The following is a 17,204-nucleotide window of genomic DNA, read 5'->3' on the forward strand; positions in this document are numbered from 1 at the left end:
ATGGCCATGCTTTGCCCATCCGCTGTTCGCGAAGCGCATAATCACGACTAGGCGCAGGGAACCGTCTTCCTATCGTGTCGTTTTACAGCTGAGAGGATGCCGTCAGGCGCAATACAATGGAAAAACGATGATCGACACGCGGAGTGCGAAAATAGAGGTTCCCGAATTCGATCTTCGGATCATCCTGGCGTTCAACGCTGCGCTATGGGCGATTATCGTGGCGGCAGTTTTCGCGATTTTTTGAAAATCTTCTAGCGCGCAATTGCACGCGGAACTGATGGGTAAGCGCTGCGCTGCATGTAGCTGATAATGCTAACGCAAAGCGCTTGCCGTCCAAGGTGTTTCGGTGCCAAGTGCGCCGATGCTATCACACACTCGCGCCATGGTGGCCGCAACCGCGTACGCACTCGTTACAGGAAACAAGGTAGCGGGTCTTCACGACCATGCCTCGCATCAGGATCTGGATATCGCTGCTGAACGACGCGGCGCTGAACTTCAGGGCCATGACGCGCAGCGCGACGTACGCTTTGGTGGGGCATTTCCCGAAATCTACGATGCCGGAGACAAGGTATTCGTATCGTTCGAGGCGGATGGCGCGATCGTCAAAGGGTATGATCGGGGCAGCGAGACTTTTTACGAAGCGCGCGTGACCGACAAGCGGGTCCAGCTTTACGATCACGGCGCGGGCGCGTGGTTCACTTTCGATGTTCAGGATACGGATGCGGCGGGCAATGATCTGGCCAGCAGCCAATCCGGCTGATCCGGCCAAGAAAATCGCGGCGAAAGCACCCTCTTTCAGGAGTTCCGGAACGTCGAGAGAGCGTTCCTAGTCACGGTGATTTTTTGGTGATTGAAGAGCGGCGGGCGAGATGAACGCCCGCGTTCACAAGGCTTGCCGATAGGGCAGGTTGACAATGGCCTCCACCCCGCCCCCCGCGCGGTTTGCGAGAACCACCTCCGCCCCGATGTGCCGGGCGAGGATGCGCGTGATCGTGAGGCCAAGGCCTGAACCCCGATCGTGTGAGCGCGCGGTGTCGAGTTGCCGGAACGGCTCGAACACCCGGTCGAGTTCGGCCTCGGGAATGCCCGGCCCGCGATCCGCGATGCAGATCCTTACCGCGCCGGGAATGGCGCTGACCTTCACACATGCGCTGCCGCCGTGCAGCAGCGCATTGTCGAGCAGGTTGTTGAGGATGCGGCGTAAGGCGTCCATCTGGGTGGGGATGACCAGCTTTGACGCGGCGGTGCAGGACACCTCGTGCCCGGCCTCCTGCGCATCCTCGCACACGGTAAAAACGAGCGCGCCTACATCAACCGCCATCACCGCGCCGCCGCTCCCACGGGCCAGCCGCGCCAGCTCCAGCCCTTCCTCGATTAGCGCCGCCATCGCCGCCGTATCGGCGATCAGCCGCTCGCGCAGCGCGGTGTCGGGTATCGCATCCATGCGCAGGCGCAGGCGGGTCAACGGCGTGCGCAGATCGTGCGATATGGCTGCGAGCATGAAGGTGCGCTCTTCCACGGTCTGGCGCAGGCGTGCCTGCATGTCGTTGAAGGCGGCGATGGCATCGCGCACGTCGCTGGGCCCCTGTTTAGCGATCGGCGGTCGATCCAGGTCGTCTCCCAGGCTGCGGGCGGCGATCGCCAGCCGGGCGATAGGCCGGGCCGCCATGCGCGCCACGATGAGCGCCAGCGCCAGCACTGCCAGAGCCAGCGCGACCAGGAACGAGGTGCTGGCAACAGGCTCAACCGCCTTCGCGCCGGGCGGCGCATCGACCGCCAGCATAATCGTCCGCCCCGATCCATCGGACAGGCGCACCGCGTAGCACAGCGAGCGCGGCGCGCCGGGGTCTGCCACAGGCGGTGGAGGCGGCGGCACCGGCGGGGCGTTTGTGGCTGGCCTGGCATCTGGATCCGGCATCGGGGGCGGAGGCGGGGCAGCGGCACACGTCGCGGCATCGACTGTCGACACTGTGATCTTGCGCCATTGCGGCAGGCGCTGCGCAATCCGCACCTGCAGCGCAGGCACGCTTTGCCCGGCCGGAAAATGGCCGATTCGGTGCGTACCGGGCGGCGGGGGATCGGTGGCCAGCGCCGTCACGATGCGATCGACCACACGGTCAGCGCGTTCGGCGGTGACGTCCGCGCTGCGCTGCAGGCCTGCCAGCAACGATGCCGCCAGCGCCGCGGCTGCGATGCCCAGCACCAGCACGCTGAAGATGCGCCCGGCCATCGAATCGATGAACCCGCGAAGCGCGCCTAACACGGCGTTACCGCCTCGCTGAACACATAGCCGCGTCCGCGCACGGTCTTGATGATGGGTGACCCGTCCAGATCGTCACCCAGCTTCGCGCGCAGTCTGCTGACGCGCAGGTCGATCGAGCGATCGAGGGCGACATCGTCCGCGCCGCCGGTCAGCCGGTGCAGCACCTCGCGCGGCAGCACTTCGCCGCGGTGGGCGATCAGGGTAGCCAGGAGGCGGTACTCGCTGCCCGAAAGCGCGACGACGGTGTCGTTCGCGTCGATCAGGTGACGGCGGCGATGGTCCAGCCGCCAGGCACCGAAGCGCACCTCTTGCGCGTCCTCGGCCATTGGAGGCTCACCCAGGGGAATCGCGGCGGTACGGCGAAGGACGCTGCGGATGCGGGCCAGCAATTCGCGCGGCTCGAAGGGCTTGGCCAGGTAATCGTCCGCGCCGATCTCCAGCCCGATCACCCGGTCAATCGGATCGCCGCGCGCAGTCAGGATGATCACCGGCAGGGTGCCGGTGCGGCGCAGCCAGCGGCAGATATCCAGCCCGCTTTCACCTGGCAGGTTGAGGTCCAGCACCACCAGCGCGATATCGCTGCTCCGGCCCAGCAGCGTGCGCAGCGCCGCGCCGTCGGCAGCGGTACTGGCCCGGTAGCCGTTTGCCTGCAGCATGGTGGCGACCATCGCGGCGATATCCGGATCGTCTTCCACCACGGCGATGTGTGCGTTGTCGTGCATCGTGCCCTTGTGCATGAAATCCGGCACCGGAGGACGGATAAATCGTGTCGAACCCGCTCGTTCCGCATCGTTCGGTACATTTCGACATACGAGCGGGCGATTATGGATACGCTGCGACACGCAGCGCACAGATCCCGCCACATTTCGGCCCGATCTCTTTGCTTGCGCCCGCCGAAGGGCGATGTTGATAGGACAGACCAATGAGAAACCTCCTGACCGGCCTGACGATCATGACCGTCAGCGCTTTGGGCTTCGCGGGATCGGCCATCGCCCAGGTGCCCGTGCCGCCGGCCGCCATGGGGAATCGCGGTGACATGCCGCCGCCCCCGCCGCCGCGTGATGACCAGTGCCGCGTCGGACCTGGACGCGGGATGGGGCCACGCTCCGGCCCGCGCGGTGACCTGCCCCCGCCACCCCCGCCGCCTCCAGGCGCACGTGGCGATGCACCCCCGCCCCCGCCACCCCCGCCGCCTCCAGGCGCACGTGGCGACGCACCGCCACCCCCACCGCCCCCGCCGCCGGGTGCGCGTGGTGACGCACCGCCCCCACCGCCCCCGGCCCCATGCGATGCGCCGCCACCGCCGCCTGCTGCTCCGCCTGAGGCATAAAACGACAAATGGGCGCCCGGTCTTATGACTGGGCACCCACTGCTATGTTGATGGCGTGAGGCGCGCGACGCGCGGGCCAAGCCCCGGCGATCAGGTGCGCGTGGTTGCGATCGCTTCGATCTCGATCAGGAAATCGGGCAGGGCCAGTGTCTGCACGCCAACGATGGTGTTGGCCGCCGGCACCGCATCGCCATAGAATGCGGCAAGCTCCGCGCCGATGGGGCCAAGCATCGACGGCTCGTAATTGACCACGAACGTGCGCAGCCGCAGTACCTGCTCGGGCCCGATGTTCAGCGCGGCGAGCACCTGCCCGATGTTGGCCAGCGCCTGGCGGGCCTGCAGGCCTATGTCATTGCCGCCAACCACGGTGTAATCCTTGTCCCAAGCCACCTGCCCGGACAAGTGGACCGTGCCGGACGCCTCATCCACGGTGGCGTGCGAGAAGCCGTACTGGACGCTGCCGTACAGCGTTTCGGGATTGATGCGGGTGCTGGTCATGCTGTGGCGCTCCGATGGAAAGGGTCAGTCGACGATCTCAAGCTGGTGGCCCCAGGGATCGAGGATGTAGAGGTTCTTCTTGCCGGCCAGCGGCCCCTCGGTGATCTCGATAACCTCCAAGGGCGTGCAGCCATGCGCTGCCAGATAAGCCGAGGCCTGATCGACATCGGCGACTCGCAGGCCCAGATGGTGACCACCTAGATCGCAGTTGCGCGGCAAGGTAGCGGTGCGGTCCGCCGGCTTGTCGTACTGCACGAGCTGGAAATTCAGCGTACTGGTCAGCTTGAGCATGATGAGGGTGAGGCAGGCGCCGGGCACGTTGACGTGCGTGTCCATCCAGTCGCGCCCGTCCGCGCCCACCGGAATGTCCGCCGCATCCAGCGGCCCCATGCGAAACAGTTCGGTCGCGCCGAACACGTCGATGTAGAACTGCGCCACCGCGTTGGCATCGTTGACGGTCCAGGAAACGTGGTCAGCCTCGAAAACGGGACGGTCAGCGGCGGGGTCGGACATCGGCGGTTCTTTCGTGCTGGATTCGCGACGCAGCCTACGCCGCCCATCGGGCTCGGCAATGGCGTGCTTCGCGCCGCTTCGTTGCAGCTGGCGCAACATTGCGGCGCGTCATTCCGCGTGATCGAGCAGGTCGGCGATGGACACGGCGCGGGCCGGGAAGCGCGGGCGAAACCCGGCCACCACCGCTTCCGGGCAGCCGCGCCGGGCGGCGATGCGGCGAATGACCGCGTGTTCGCACGTCCGGCCCTGACACAGGCCCATACCCACCCGGCAGCGCAACTTGATCGCGCTGGCGCCGAAGCTGTCACCCAGCGCGGCGGCATCGGCGATGGCCCGGTCCACATCGGCGGCGGCGATATCCTCGCAGCGGCACAGCAGCGTATCGGCGGCGGCTTTCGGCAGCCAGGGTCGCGGGTTTGCCACCGCGCGCAGAAGGTCGATGAAGCCCTGCATCGCGGCGCGTGCGCGGCGCGGCGCGCGCATGGCGGCGTGCGCCTGGCTCGGTGTGAGTGCGCCGGCATCCTGCGCGGCGGCAAGGCCCGCGATCGCCCCTTGCGCCATCGCCGCATCGCTGCCGGCAACGCCCGTCGTTTCACCCGCAACATACAGCCCCGGCACCGAGGCGCGCATCGCATCGTCGTGCACGGCTTCCCAGCCGCCGGCAGGGTCCGACCAGCGCATTGTTGCGCCAACTTGGCGTGGCAGGTCGGCCTGCGGCAGAAAGCCGTAGCACATGGCCGCAACTTCGCACGGCAGCGCGGTGCCGTCCGCCAGCCGCACGTGGGTGACGGCATCGGCGCCCTCGCAGGCGATGACCGGACTGGCGTAGCGCACCGGCACACCGTGGCGGCGCAGCGCTGCCATGCCCGCCGCAGCCGCCGCCAGCGGGCCGGGCGTGCGCACCGCGCGGGGCAGGTGCGCCAGCGCCGCCTTTGCCATGGCGGCGAAGGGCTGTGCAAAGCACACCGCCTCCACCTGGCCACCGGCCGCCACGATCTGCTGCGCCAGCACGATCATCAGCGGATGGGTGCCGAACAGGACGATGCGCTGGCCGGGCAGCACCTGCTGCGCCTTGATCAGCGTCTGCACCGATCCCGCGCTCATGACGCCGGGCAAAGTCCAGCCCGGCAGCGCAACCGGCATGTCGTAGCAGCCGCCCGCGATGATGACGCGCGCCGCCGCGATGTGCTCTAACCCGCCGCCGGTGCCGGACAGGGTCAGCCCAAAGCCGTCGGCCTGTGCGCAGGGCGTAATGCCCAGGACCGAGCGGCAACCCAGCCAGTGCAGGCGCGGGTCGGCCTCCACCCGGCGGAGCAGGGCGCGCCCCGTGCGATACGGCGCACCGCTCAACCAGCCGGGCACTGAAAAACCGGTAGGCGGCTGGCGCAGGATCTGGCCGCCCGGGCGCTGCTGCTCGTCGATCACGCAGGTGTTCAGGCCCGCCGCGATCGTGCGCTCGGCAGCGGCAAGACCGGCGGGGCCGCCGCCGACGATAGCGATATCGTAGCCGGTCACGTCATCGCCTCCGGCGCTGGTTGAGGCGGCCGCGTGCGAACCTGCATGCCGGGCTCCACCGGGATCAGGCAGGCGCGCAGGCGGCGCCATGCGCCATCATCGCGTGCCACCCACACCGTGCATTCGCTGCAGGTGCCCATGTTGCAGAACATGCCCCGCGCCTGGCCCGCCCGGTCGTCTCGAAAGCGGCGGGAAACGGCAAGGACGGCAACGGCCAGCGTTTCGCCGGGGTGGACCTGCACCGCGGCACCGTCGATCGTGATGGCGATGGGGGCAGGGCGGGTGACGCCCGCTTCGATACGCTTCACGGCAGCACCGCAAAGGCATCAAGGTGGGCAAAGCGGCGCGGCGTGAACATCGCCAGTTCCTCAGGCGCGGCGCCGTCCGCGATAGTCTGGGCCAGCAGCCGCGCCAGCGTTGGCCCCAGTGTAAACAGCGAGCCGCCAGCGGCCACGAACAGGCCAGGCGCTGCCGGCACTTCGCCAACGATAGGCAACTGGTCGGCAGAGATACACGTCATGCCTGTCCAGGTGCGCAGCAGGGCCTGACCGGCGATCGCGGGCATGACCCGGCGCGCGACTTCAAGATTGGCGCGCAGATTGGCCGGTTCGACCAGCGGCGGCGAATCGAGATCGGGAGACCCGTCAGCCCGGCGGGCCAGACGCGAAGGCCAACCTCCGCCGATCAGGAAGTTGCCGTCCTCGGTCTGCTTCATCGACAAGCGCTTGCCGCCATGCTGGATGAGGAACGGCAGGGTCGGCGCGGCGCGGTCGGTCACGCTCATCATCAGCGGGGCGGGATACAGCGGCACGTTGAGGCCAAGCAGGCCAGCCAGCCGGGGCACCCAATGGCCCGCCGCCAGCAGGATGCGCGGAACCCGAACCCGTGTTTCGCCGTCAGGTCCGTCCAGCACCGCCTGATACGTGCCGTCACGCGCCATGGTGAGGGCTTTGAGGGCGGTGCCGACGCGGATCACTGCACCCCGGCCTTGCGCGCCGGTGGCGAAGGCGTCCACCAGAATGCGCGGGTTCGCGTGGCCTTCCCCCGCCAGCCACGCCGCGCCTGCCAGCGCCGGTGAGAGGCAGGGTGCGCGCTCGCGCAGGGCTGCGCCGTCCAGCATCTGCGAGGGCAGGCCCAGCGCATTTTCCCGCTCTACCTTGAAGGCGAGGAGCGCCATGTCCGCCTCGGTCTCGGCAACCATCAGGCCGCCGTGCATCGCGATGTCGAGCGGGCGGGCCAGCAGGTCTTCAAGCCCGCGCCAATCGGCGATCGCCAGCCGGTTGAGCGAGACGATCCGCGCGCCGTCGGCTGCCGCCTGCTCGCCTTGTTCCAGGAAGCGGCGCTCGATCTGGAAATGGAGCGAGCCCGCGTTCTGGCCCGATGCGCCCGCGTTCAGGTGCCCGCGCTCGATCAGCAGCACCTTGAGGCCAAGGCGGGCAAGGTGCCACGCAGCCGCGCTGCCGACGAGACCTCCGCCAACGATCAGGATATCGAATTGGGACGTCTCGCCGTGCATCATCACAGCATATCGAGTTTCCGCAGCGTCTCGGCAATGCTTTCGCGATCCGCATCGCCAACCGCCCGCAACGGCTTGCGCACCGGGCCACCGGGAACGCCCATCGCATCCAGCGCGGCCTTGAGGATGGCGGGGCCGGAACCGAACTTGCCCACGAGGTCGGGCGTGTACCATTCTTCCATCAGCACGCGGTCCTTGGCGCCGCATTCGCGTGCGCCTTCGATGTCGCCAGCCCACAACTTGTCATAAAAGCCGGTCTGGTTACGGCCCAGCACGCCGCCGGCACCCATCGTGCCATCGCCGCCGTGGACGCGCAGCATCGTCAAACCCAGTTCGTCCATCGGATAGCCGAACACGCGCACTTGTTCGCCCAGCGCGAACACGGTTTCCATGAAATGGGTGAAGCGCGGCGTCGATTGCTTGATGGCGACCACGGCGTCGATGTCGGCAAGGCGCTGCAGCAGGTCCAGCGGCATGTCGATCCCGGTGCCCGGAGGCCAGTTGTAAACGCAGATCGGCAGGTCGATCGCCGCGCCCACTTCCTCGTAAAAGCCTACGATCTCGTCGGGCAGCGGGCGCACATAGGGTGGCGGCGTGATCAGCACGCCTTCGAACCCGGCATCGGCGGCGGCCTGCGCATAGCCGATCGTCTCGCGCGCGGTAAAGCTGGAGCAGCCGGCGATCAGCGGCACGCGCTTGCTCATCTGGTCACCCGCCAGCTGGAACAGGCGCTTGCGCTCGTCGGGGCGCATGCTGGTCCATTCCCCGGTCGTGCCGGCGATCACCAGACCATGCATGCCCTGATCGACAAGCCATTCGAGCAGCAGGCCAAGCCCGCGCTCGTCCAGCGTATCCTCGTCGACGAACGGGGTGGTGATGGCGGGAATGTAGCCCTGCCAGCTGACCCGCGACCGTTTGCTGACTGCCATAGATTTTCCTTAGTTCCTGACCTGACGAACGGTGCAGGAGCAGCGCGATCTCAGCCGCGATTGCCTCCCACCGCACAGCGTTGCCAGTGCGCAAGTTTTCCAACAATGGCGCTGATTGACCCAAAACGTTGCGCCGCCTGCAACATCGGCGTCGCCGTCGATGGCCCGGAAATGTCGCCGGTCATCTGCTCAGGATGCGCGTAAAGGTGTGGCTCGTGCAGGGATCAGCAGGGTGAGGCTGACCGCCACCAGCGCGTTTGCGAGCAGGGCGACGAGGCCGATTTCCCAATGCACAAACAGCGCCGCCGCCGCTGCCGTCAGTGCCGGAACCCACAAGATCGCATAGCCGGTGACCAGGCCCGCCAGGATGGCCCAGGGCTGGGTCCGACGCAGCAGGAACGCGCAATACACGCCGGGCGCCAGCATGCCGATCGCAGCGTAGGCCGACAAGCCGACCTCGACCAGCGAGCCGCTGGCGCCCAGTGTCAGGTACAGCGCGATAGCGGCGAATCCGATCATCGCAAGGCGTGAGGCCAGCAGTTCGCGGCGATCGTCCATCGCGGGAAACAGCGGGCGCAGCACGTTGCGTCCGAAGATCGACCCGCAGGTGAGCAGCAACACCGATCCGGGCACCAGCGCGAGCAGCGATGCGGTTCCCGCGAGCAGGCCCAGCACCCAGGCCGGATAGCGCTGCCCCACGAAGGCCAGCAGCAGCGCATTGGGATCACCGCCCGGCGCGGCGGTGCCGGCCAGCAATGCCGCAAACCCCAGCAGGATGATGAAGAAATACGAGAGGGAGTAGATCGGCTGCAACACCGCATTGCGGCGGATGGTGTCACCGCTGCCAGCGGAATAGCAAAGCTGGAACATGTGCGGAAAGATGTAGGTGCCAAGCGCCACGTTGATGGCAGAGGTGACCAGCCACGTGACGTCAAGGCCCAAAGCGGGCTTGAGGCCCGGAAACCGCGTGGCTTCGGGAAAGCGCTGCGCCACGCCATGGAACACGTCCAGCACGGAGGCTTCGCCCACCAGGCCCGCCACCGTCCATGCCAGCACGATCACCACGATCAACATCAGCACGTCCTTGACGCCCGCTGCAAACGCGGCCGAGCGCAGACCGGCGAGAAACACGAACAGCAGCATCGAGACCACGGAAACGAAGGCCGCAGCCTCTTGGCTCACGGCGGGGCCGGCGGCCAGCCGCACCACCAGCGTGAGCGCGGTGACCTGGATCTGGACGTAGACGACCAGCGCCACCAGACCCGCTACGGCAACGCAGATGCCCAGCCAGGGGGCTTGATAGCGGTGCGCGAAAAAGTCCGCCTGGGTTACTAGGCCATGCCGGCGTCCGTAGGCGTGGATCAGCGGGGTCAGCCAGTACCCCACCGCCGCGGCCAGCGACACCGAACAGAACGCCAGATACGCTGGCGCGCCGTAAGCCCATGCGAAGCCGGAAATGCCCAGCACCGCGAAAGTGGTGTAGATTTCGCCTGCGTTGAGGAACCAGAACACCAGCGTGCCCAGCTTGCGCCCGCCCAGCGCCCACTCTTCCATGTTGCGCGCGGCCTGCTGGCGGCGGCGACCGTACAGCATCGAGCCAGCCACGGTGCCGCCCACGATCAGCAGGATGATGGTGAGGATCATGCCGCGTTCTCAGCGGCGCGGCGCGCGCGGTCCAGCCTGTAGCGCAGCGCCAGGATGCCGGTTGCGAACACGATCCCGGCCATCTGCCACACCATCGGGAAGGGCAGGCCCAAAGGCGCCCATGCCACGCCGTTCGCCCACGAAGCAAAACCCAGTTGCCATATGAACGGCAGCACCAGCAGCAGGTCGGCCTTTTTCAGGCCGCCGGGACTTTCGGGGTAAGGCGGGCGGTCTAGGGGCTCGGTCACGATCGGGCTTTCGCTCTTCCACAATAGGGCTGAGGCCGCAGCCTGTCCGCACCGCGCGTTGCGTGCAATGACGATTGCCATCCGCTTTCGTTGCGTCTGGCGGAACACTGGGCCGGCGATCAGTCGCGGCGGATCGGGCGGTTCCACTGGCGAAGCTGGAACTCGATACGCTTGAGCAGGCGCAGCGGCGCGCCTTCCAGCTGACGGCCCGCGCGCAGCACGAGGCTGGAGGTGGTCTCCTCGATCGTGTCGTCGGCGATCGGCACGCTGACCATCGTGCCTTCCATCAATTCGGACCAGACCGATATCTGCGGCAGGATCGTCAGCGCCACGCCGGCCCGCACCGCATCTTGCATCACATGGATCGAATTCGACGTGATCGAGGGCTGGAAATACGTTTTCGAATTGGTTTCGGCGGTGCTCAGGATCTGGCGGATGCGAAAGTTGGCGGGCGGCAGGCACAGCGGCTCGCGCGCCAGTTCCGCGATCGTGACTTGCGCTTTGCGGGCGATCGGGTGGGCGGGCGGCACGATCGCCATGAGCGGCTGGTTGATGACGGCGCGCACGTGGATCTTCACATCGCTCGGCGTCTGGAAAACGAGCCCGAAGTGCGCTTCATCATCGATGATCATGCGCAGGATATCCTGCGTGGCCCCGGTCAGGATTTCCAGCCGGATCAGCGGATTGTCCTGCGAGAACTGGCTGACCAGATCAGTGAACGCCTTGCCCGCAAAGCCTTCGCCGATCGCGGCGGTCACCTGCCCGGTGCGCACCGAGCGCAGTTCTTCCAGCTTGGAGCGCAGCGCCTCGCGGTCTGCCAACTGGTTGCGATAATGGGCGATAACGATCTCGCCGGCATGCGTCAGCCGCACCCCGCGCCGCCCCTTCTCGATCAGGGCAAGGCCGTACTGGCTTTCCAGCTGCGCTATCTGCCGGCTGATCGATGAGGGCGCCACGTTGAGCCGGTCGCCCGCCGCACGCATCGAACCGGCGCTGAGCGCTTCCAGCAGATATCGCATTCCGGCTTCGGACAACGCCTTCTCCTTTGCCGGTCAGCCTAGCATGTCAGCGGGAGGGATCGAAGCGCGTTGCCAACGGCAGATCGCGTGAGCTTGGGCCGACATGCACGCCGTAGCTGCCGGGTGCCATCCGCCAGCCGTGGCGCCCTTCGTCCCAGTAGGACAAGGCGTGGCTGTCCAGCGCGAACGTCACCTTGGTGGACTGGCCGGGCAGCAGCGCCACGCGTTCGAAACCCTTGAGTTGTAGCGGCGGCTCTCCTGCGGCAGCGGGCATGGAAAGATACAGCTGCGCCACATCTTCGCCGGCAACCTTGCCGACGTTGGCCACGGTGGCCTGCACGCTCCAGCCCTGGCCGGCCTTGGTCAGCGTCAGGCCGCTATAGGCGAAGCGCGTGTAGGACAGGCCGTGGCCGAACGGATAGAGCGGCGCGATGCCTTTGGCGTCGTACCAGCGATAGCCCACCAGCACGCCTTCGTCATAGTGCGCCGCCGTGCCTATGCCGGGATAGCGCGAAGGCTGGTCGGTGGGCCCGTGGATCTCGTCTGCCGGGAAGGTTACGGGGAGCTTGCCGGACGGATTAGCCTTGCCGGTCAGCAGCGCGGCGATGGAATCGGCGGCCTGCTCACCGGGATACCAGGCGGCGAGAATTCCGGCCACCTTGTCATGCCAGGGCATCAACACCGGGCCAACCGTGTGTAGCACGACCACGGTGTTCGGGTTGGCGGCGGCGACGGCGGCGATCAGCGCGTCCTGATCGCCGGGGAGCTTGAGATCGGTGCGATCCGCCCCTTCCGAAACATGGTCTGCGGCGAACACCACGGCGACTTGTGCCTTGCGCGCGGCAGCAACAGCTTCGTCGATCAGCGCAGGGTCCGGGGCCTGCCAGCCCAGCCGCACTTCGGTGGGGGACAGCGTGGGCGCATTGGAATAGGCAAGTTCCAGCGCGACAGGCTTGCCGGCCTGCAGATAGGCCGTGCCGTGAACCGGCAGGCGGAAGCTTTGCTTGGGAATGTAGGCCACGCGTTTACCGGCGATCGTCAGCGCCATTTCCCCGCCGCCGTGAAGCGAGAAACGGTAGACGCCGGTTCTGGGCGGCGTGAACCGTGCGGTCCAGCGGGCAGACCACAAGGCGGGAAGGCCGGTGACGCCGCTCTTGGCGCCGGCCTCGGCATAATCGATCTGCGCTTCCTTGCGGGTGACCACCGGCGTACCCGACCAGTCGGGCGAGGGGTAGTAGCGCGCGGTCAAGTCCTGCAACGCAGAGGCCGGCATGGCGGGCAACGGCCCGATGCCCAGAGTGCCGCGCGCGTAGGTGACCGCAACGGTGTCGCCCAGCGCGGCCTTGATGGCGGCCAGCGGCGCTTTGACCGCGCCGATGTCCTCGGTTTTCACGAAACCGCCGTAGCGCTCCGACGTCTGGACGTTGGCGCCCGCATCGTCGCCGATGATGGCAACGCTGGCGACCTTGTCCGGCAGCAGCGGCAGCACGCCGCGTTCGTTGCGCAGCAATACGGTGCCGCGTTCCGCGATCCGTTCGGACAGCGCCAGGTGCGCGGGGCTGCGCACATCGGCGGTGGCGTTGCCGGTCACTGGACGATCGACGAGGCCGAGCCGGAATATCGGCGTCACGATCCGGGCCACCATGCCGTCGATGTCGGTCTGCGTGATCAGGCCCTTGGCGCGTGCGGCCTTGAGCGCGTCCACGCCATAGAACTGCGCGAACCCGAAGGGGCTGACGCCGCCGGGCATCGAAATGTCGAGGCCGGCTTTCACCGACGGGGCGGTGCTGCGGTGGGCGAAGTACCAGTCCGCCACCACGAAGCCGTCAAAGCCCCAGGCTTTCAGATTGCCCAGCGTCTGCGGATTTTCGCAGGCATAGTGGCCGTTGACGCGGTTGTACGCGCACATGATCGCGCCGGCCTTGCCGGCGCCGACCACGGCCTTGAAAGCAGGGTAGTAGATTTCCTGCAGCGCGCGCTCTGGCACGATGGCGTCGATCGCCGCGTAGGCCGGGCCATCGCCCAGGCGCAGCCATTCCTGATTGTTGGCGGCAAAGTGCTTGGGCGTGGCGATCAGCCCCAGCGACTGGATGCCCTGCGTGATCGCGGTGCCCAGCTGCGCAGTCAGATACGGGTCTTCGCTCAGCGTCTCGGCGGCGCGGCCCCACTTGGGGGTGCGGATGATGTTGATGGTGGGCGCCAGCACCACATTGCGCCCCTTGCCTGCATGTTCGGCCCCCAGCGCCTTGCCGTACTGTTCCATCAGGCTGCGGTCGAAAGTGGCCGCGCCCATGATCGGCGCGGGGAACTGGGTCACGTCCTTCATGCCGTTGCCGACACCAGCCGGGCCATCGCCCATGCACAGCGCGGGCAGACCAAGGCGCGCGATGCCGCTGATATGGCCGACGCATGCGTTCACGCCGGTGCCGTTGGCATCAAGCGCGGTGTCGCCTTGCAGCAACCGCAGTTTTTCCTCGTCCGTCATTGCCGCGACGATCTGCGCGGCCCGTTCCTGCGGGGCACGTGCGGGATCGAGCCAGGGCCTGGCGGGTTCGGCACCGTACGCCGGCATGCTCCCTGCCATTACACTAGCAATCCCGCAGAGCAAGGCTCTGCGGGATGCTGCGCGCAGCGGCGACGGCAGGGAGGGCTTCGTCGTCGCAGACCGCACGATCAGAACTTGACCGAGCCCGAGAGGCTGAACGTGCGTGGCCGGTTGGTGTAATAGCCCAGCGGATACAGGCCCGGCACGATCTCGTTGTAGTTGATCGTCGTGCGGTCGTTGAACAGGTTGGTGACGTTGAGGTTCACGGCCCAGGGTCCCTTGTTGATCCCGGCGCGCAGGCCGACCAACCAGTAAGAGTCCAGCTTCTGGTAATTGTCGATCGTAGAGTTGAACTTCGTCGCCGACGAGCCCTGATACGATGCGTTGGCGCCGAACGAGGCTTCCACGCCCCATGCGTCGATCGGGGTGCTGTAGTCAATGCTGGCCGAACCGGTCAGCTTGGGCACGTAGGGAATACGATCGCCCTTCATGCCGGTGGCCGGGATCGGGTTGTCCTGGGTCAGCTTGGCGGTGTTGTAGTTGCCCGAAAGGTTGATATCGAGGCCCGGAACGGGACGCGCTTCCAGCGTCACTTCAACACCCTTGACGGCGGCCTTGCCCCCGTTTCCGGTATAGCCGAATGACACCGTGCCGTTGGACGCCTGCTGCGAAACCTGGATGTCCGACCAGTCGATGTAATACAACGCGCCGTTCAGGAACAGCTTGCGGTCCATCAGCGTGGTCTTGACGCCCCACTCGTAGCTCCACAGCGAATCCGAGCCATAGCCTTCCGGAATGGTGACGCCGGCGATTTCCGCGGCGGTCTGGTCGTTGACACCGCCTGAGCGGTAGCCTTGCGCGACCTGGACATAGGTGTTGACCTGATCGTTCACCTTCCATGCCAGGTTGAAGCGGCCTATCAGGCCGTTGTCGCTGGTGTGCAGCGGATTACCCGCACCGGAGCCGGCGCCGCCACCGGCTGCGACCAGCGATTGCGATGTCTGGTCGAGCTTGAAGTCGAACAGGCGGCCACCGGCTGTGAAGGTCAGGCCAGGCACGAATTCGTAGCTGATTTCGCCGAACAGCGCGCGTTCCTTGATCGTGGTGTTGACCGTGCGGTCAAGCAGCAGATCGGATGCGGACGTGATGTTGCCTGAAGCATCGGCGGTAGGCCAGGAACTGTGGAAGAAGCGGTTTTCGTTCTGGAAGAATCCGCCCACCAGAACCTGGATGGGCCCGTCGAAGCTGGAGGCGAAGCGCAATTCGCCGCTGTCCACCCGGCGGTGCTTGTCCTGCACCAGCGCGCTGCGGCCCGCGCCATCGTAGGCAAGGCCGAAGAACGCGTCGGCAGCCAGACTGGCGTCGCGGTTGAAAGCGGTGTCGCGCACGAAGCGTGAAACGGTGCCGGTGAACGTCCCGAAGGACTGCTTGTAGTTCACGGTGGCGTTGTAGATCTCGCTCTTGTCGCTGTAGGGCGAGCGGACCTGATCGGCCTGATAGTTCTTGGGCAAGGCAACACCGGCGTAATCGACCAGGTTGTAGTAGTTCTTCGCGTCCTGATGGACGTCCTGGTACATCGCGGTCACGTCGATCGTCAGGTCGGGCGTGGCCTGCAGGCGCGCTGTCAGGCGGCCGGCCTTGCTCTTTTCAGCGTTGGCGCCGTTCTGAAACCGGTTGTCGATCCAGCCCGGCAGATCGGCGTAGAATCCCGATGCCCGCACAGCCAGGACGCCGGGGATGACCGGCAGGTTTACCGCGCCGTCGGTCTGCATGCCCAGCGATGCGCCGTCCGTGGCGCGCAGTGCCGACTGGACGTAGCCCTTGACGCCGCCGTCCGGGTCGGCCTTGTTGGTGATGTAGCGGATCGTGCCCGCCATCGAACTGGCGCCGAAGGTGGTGCCCTGCGGACCCTTGAGCACTTCCACGCGGTCGATGTCGAACAGCTTGATGTCCGGGGCCTGGCCGCCGCCGTCCTGCGAGTTTTCACCGGTGATCACGGTCTCGTCAAGGTAAAGGCCAACGGTGCCCGCGCCCGCCGCGTTGATGCCGCGGATCACATAGCGCTTGTCGCCCGGGCCTTCGTCCTGAACCGAGAGGGCAGGGATGGAATGATAAAAGTCGGCAAAGTCCAGCGCGCCCTTTTCCTTGAGGGCATCGCCACCAAGGGCCTGCACCGCGATCGGCGTGTCCTGAATGGTGGAGGATGTGCGCTTGGTGGCGGTAACGACGATTTCGCTCGACCCCTGGTCGGCGGCGGCGTCCTGCGCCAGTGCTGATACGCTGCAAAGCGCGGTTCCGGCCATCATGCCGGAAACCAAAAGCGCCAGCGACCCGTTAAGAGCGTGTCTCATGTTACCCCTTTTCACATGTGCTTTTTGCCGGCGCGACATACACGTTCCCGCATCCACCGGATGAGCGAACGTCCCACGCGCTTGCGTGCAGAACAATGTCGCCAAGCTGTCATGTTTGTTGCGATGACCGCAACGCTGAGGCAGGACTTAGTGCGTGGTCAGGGCCATTACCGACATGAATCGAAAGGCAATCAGTCTGCCTCGACCTCTGCCTTGCCCAGCCACTGCTCGTAGGTAGGCCGTGTCATCTGGAACATGTCGGTGGTGCGTGTGTACCACCCGGCCCCATGCATGCGGCCTACCAGTTCCATCGCCGGGGTATCGACATGCAGCCGTTCGGGGTCGACGAAGGCATCGTTGATATGCAGGCGCAGCACTTCGCCCAGCGCGATGGTGGTCTTGGCCACTTCGATCGGCTGGTAGAGGCGGCACTCGATCGATACCGGCGCACTGGCAATGCGCGGCGCGCCCACGACGCTGGAAGGCACGGTGGCAATGCCCGCTGCGGCCAGTTCGTCGAACTCCGGCGGGCCGTCGATGCAGGTGAAATTCATGGCGGCGCTGTCAGCCTCGCTGACAAGGTTCACCACGAACTCCCCGGTTTCCAGGATATTGGCGGCGCTGTCCTTGTGTGTGCCGTCAGCTTTGCGCATCATGCCCAGCACCACCAGCGTGGGATCGGCGCTGATCATATTGAAGAAGCTGTAAGGCGCTGCATTGCCTATTCCGGCGCCCGAAATCGTGGTCACCCAGGCAATCGGGCGGGGGGTGACGCTGGCGCTGAGCAGTTTGTAGCGATCGGGCGTTGCCAGCTTCGAGAAATCGAATTCCAC

General features: G+C 66.4%; 15 protein-coding genes. 1 reads left to right on the forward strand and 14 read right to left on the reverse strand.

What is annotated here, in order from left to right; all coding sequences use genetic code 11:
- Positions 1–361 precede the first annotated feature (361 nt).
- Positions 362–760, forward strand: a complete 399-nt coding sequence (locus ASE49_RS12510; RefSeq protein WP_056772891.1) for a hypothetical protein — start codon at positions 362–364, stop codon at positions 758–760.
- A 123-nt stretch (positions 761–883) separates the two neighbouring features.
- Here the strand turns inward: ASE49_RS12510 and ASE49_RS12515 are convergent, their stop codons facing one another.
- The 14 genes from ASE49_RS12515 to ASE49_RS12585 form a co-directional block, all read right to left on the reverse strand.
- On the reverse strand, positions 884–2,263 hold the full coding sequence (locus ASE49_RS12515; protein ID WP_156370294.1) for an ATP-binding protein: 1,380 nt from the start codon (positions 2,261–2,263) through the stop codon (positions 884–886).
- Complete coding sequence (locus tag ASE49_RS12520; RefSeq protein ID WP_056773252.1) at positions 2,257–2,985, reverse strand: response regulator; 729 nt, start codon at positions 2,983–2,985, stop codon at positions 2,257–2,259. Before ASE49_RS12520 ends, ASE49_RS12515 begins: the two co-directional genes overlap by 7 nt.
- 698 nt (positions 2,986–3,683) lie before the next feature.
- Positions 3,684–4,091 carry a RidA family protein gene (locus ASE49_RS12530; protein WP_056772900.1) on the reverse strand — a complete coding sequence of 136 codons (408 nt, stop codon included), beginning with the start codon at positions 4,089–4,091 and terminating at the stop codon, positions 3,684–3,686.
- 24 nt (positions 4,092–4,115) lie between these two features.
- Complete coding sequence (locus tag ASE49_RS12535) at positions 4,116–4,604, reverse strand: VOC family protein (RefSeq protein WP_056773256.1); 489 nt, start codon at positions 4,602–4,604, stop codon at positions 4,116–4,118.
- 108 nt (positions 4,605–4,712) lie between these two features.
- Positions 4,713–6,119 (reverse strand): FAD-dependent oxidoreductase, encoded by a 1,407-nt coding sequence (locus ASE49_RS12540; protein ID WP_056772904.1) that lies wholly within the window; start codon positions 6,117–6,119, stop codon positions 4,713–4,715.
- Complete coding sequence (locus ASE49_RS12545) at positions 6,116–6,427, reverse strand: (2Fe-2S)-binding protein (protein ID WP_056772906.1); 312 nt, start codon at positions 6,425–6,427, stop codon at positions 6,116–6,118. Before ASE49_RS12545 ends, ASE49_RS12540 begins: the two co-directional genes overlap by 4 nt.
- The gene (locus tag ASE49_RS12550; RefSeq protein WP_056773259.1) at positions 6,424–7,635 is read right to left on the reverse strand and encodes an NAD(P)/FAD-dependent oxidoreductase; all 1,212 of its coding nucleotides are present in this window, start codon (positions 7,633–7,635) and stop codon (positions 6,424–6,426) included. The genes ASE49_RS12545 and ASE49_RS12550 overlap by 4 nt, the downstream gene beginning before the upstream one ends.
- A 2-nt stretch (positions 7,636–7,637) precedes the next feature.
- The gene (locus ASE49_RS12555; RefSeq protein ID WP_056772909.1) at positions 7,638–8,564 is read right to left on the reverse strand and encodes a dihydrodipicolinate synthase family protein; all 927 of its coding nucleotides are present in this window, start codon (positions 8,562–8,564) and stop codon (positions 7,638–7,640) included.
- A gap of 189 nt (positions 8,565–8,753) precedes the next feature.
- On the reverse strand, positions 8,754–10,208 hold the full coding sequence (locus ASE49_RS12560) for a sodium:solute symporter family protein (protein WP_056772912.1): 1,455 nt from the start codon (positions 10,206–10,208) through the stop codon (positions 8,754–8,756).
- Entirely contained in the window at positions 10,205–10,537 is a 333-nt protein-coding gene (locus tag ASE49_RS17840; RefSeq protein ID WP_082456467.1) for a DUF3311 domain-containing protein, read from the reverse strand. Before ASE49_RS17840 ends, ASE49_RS12560 begins: the two co-directional genes overlap by 4 nt.
- 38 nt (positions 10,538–10,575) lie before the next feature.
- A complete protein-coding gene (locus ASE49_RS12570) occupies positions 10,576–11,490 on the reverse strand; it encodes a LysR family transcriptional regulator (protein ID WP_235522974.1) in 915 nt (304 codons plus the stop codon).
- A 31-nt stretch (positions 11,491–11,521) separates the two neighbouring features.
- Positions 11,522–14,047 carry a glycoside hydrolase family 3 protein gene (locus ASE49_RS12575; RefSeq protein ID WP_056772920.1) on the reverse strand — a complete coding sequence of 842 codons (2,526 nt, stop codon included), beginning with the start codon at positions 14,045–14,047 and terminating at the stop codon, positions 11,522–11,524.
- Positions 14,048–14,148: 101 nt separating this feature from the next.
- Entirely contained in the window at positions 14,149–16,371 is a 2,223-nt protein-coding gene (locus ASE49_RS12580; RefSeq protein ID WP_162234247.1) for a TonB-dependent receptor, read from the reverse strand.
- Positions 16,372–16,562: 191 nt separating this feature from the next.
- Entirely contained in the window at positions 16,563–17,204 is a 642-nt protein-coding gene (locus ASE49_RS12585) for a flavin reductase family protein (protein WP_056772926.1), read from the reverse strand.

Source organism: Novosphingobium sp. Leaf2 (assembly GCF_001421325.1).
Classification (GTDB): domain Bacteria; phylum Pseudomonadota; class Alphaproteobacteria; order Sphingomonadales; family Sphingomonadaceae; genus Novosphingobium.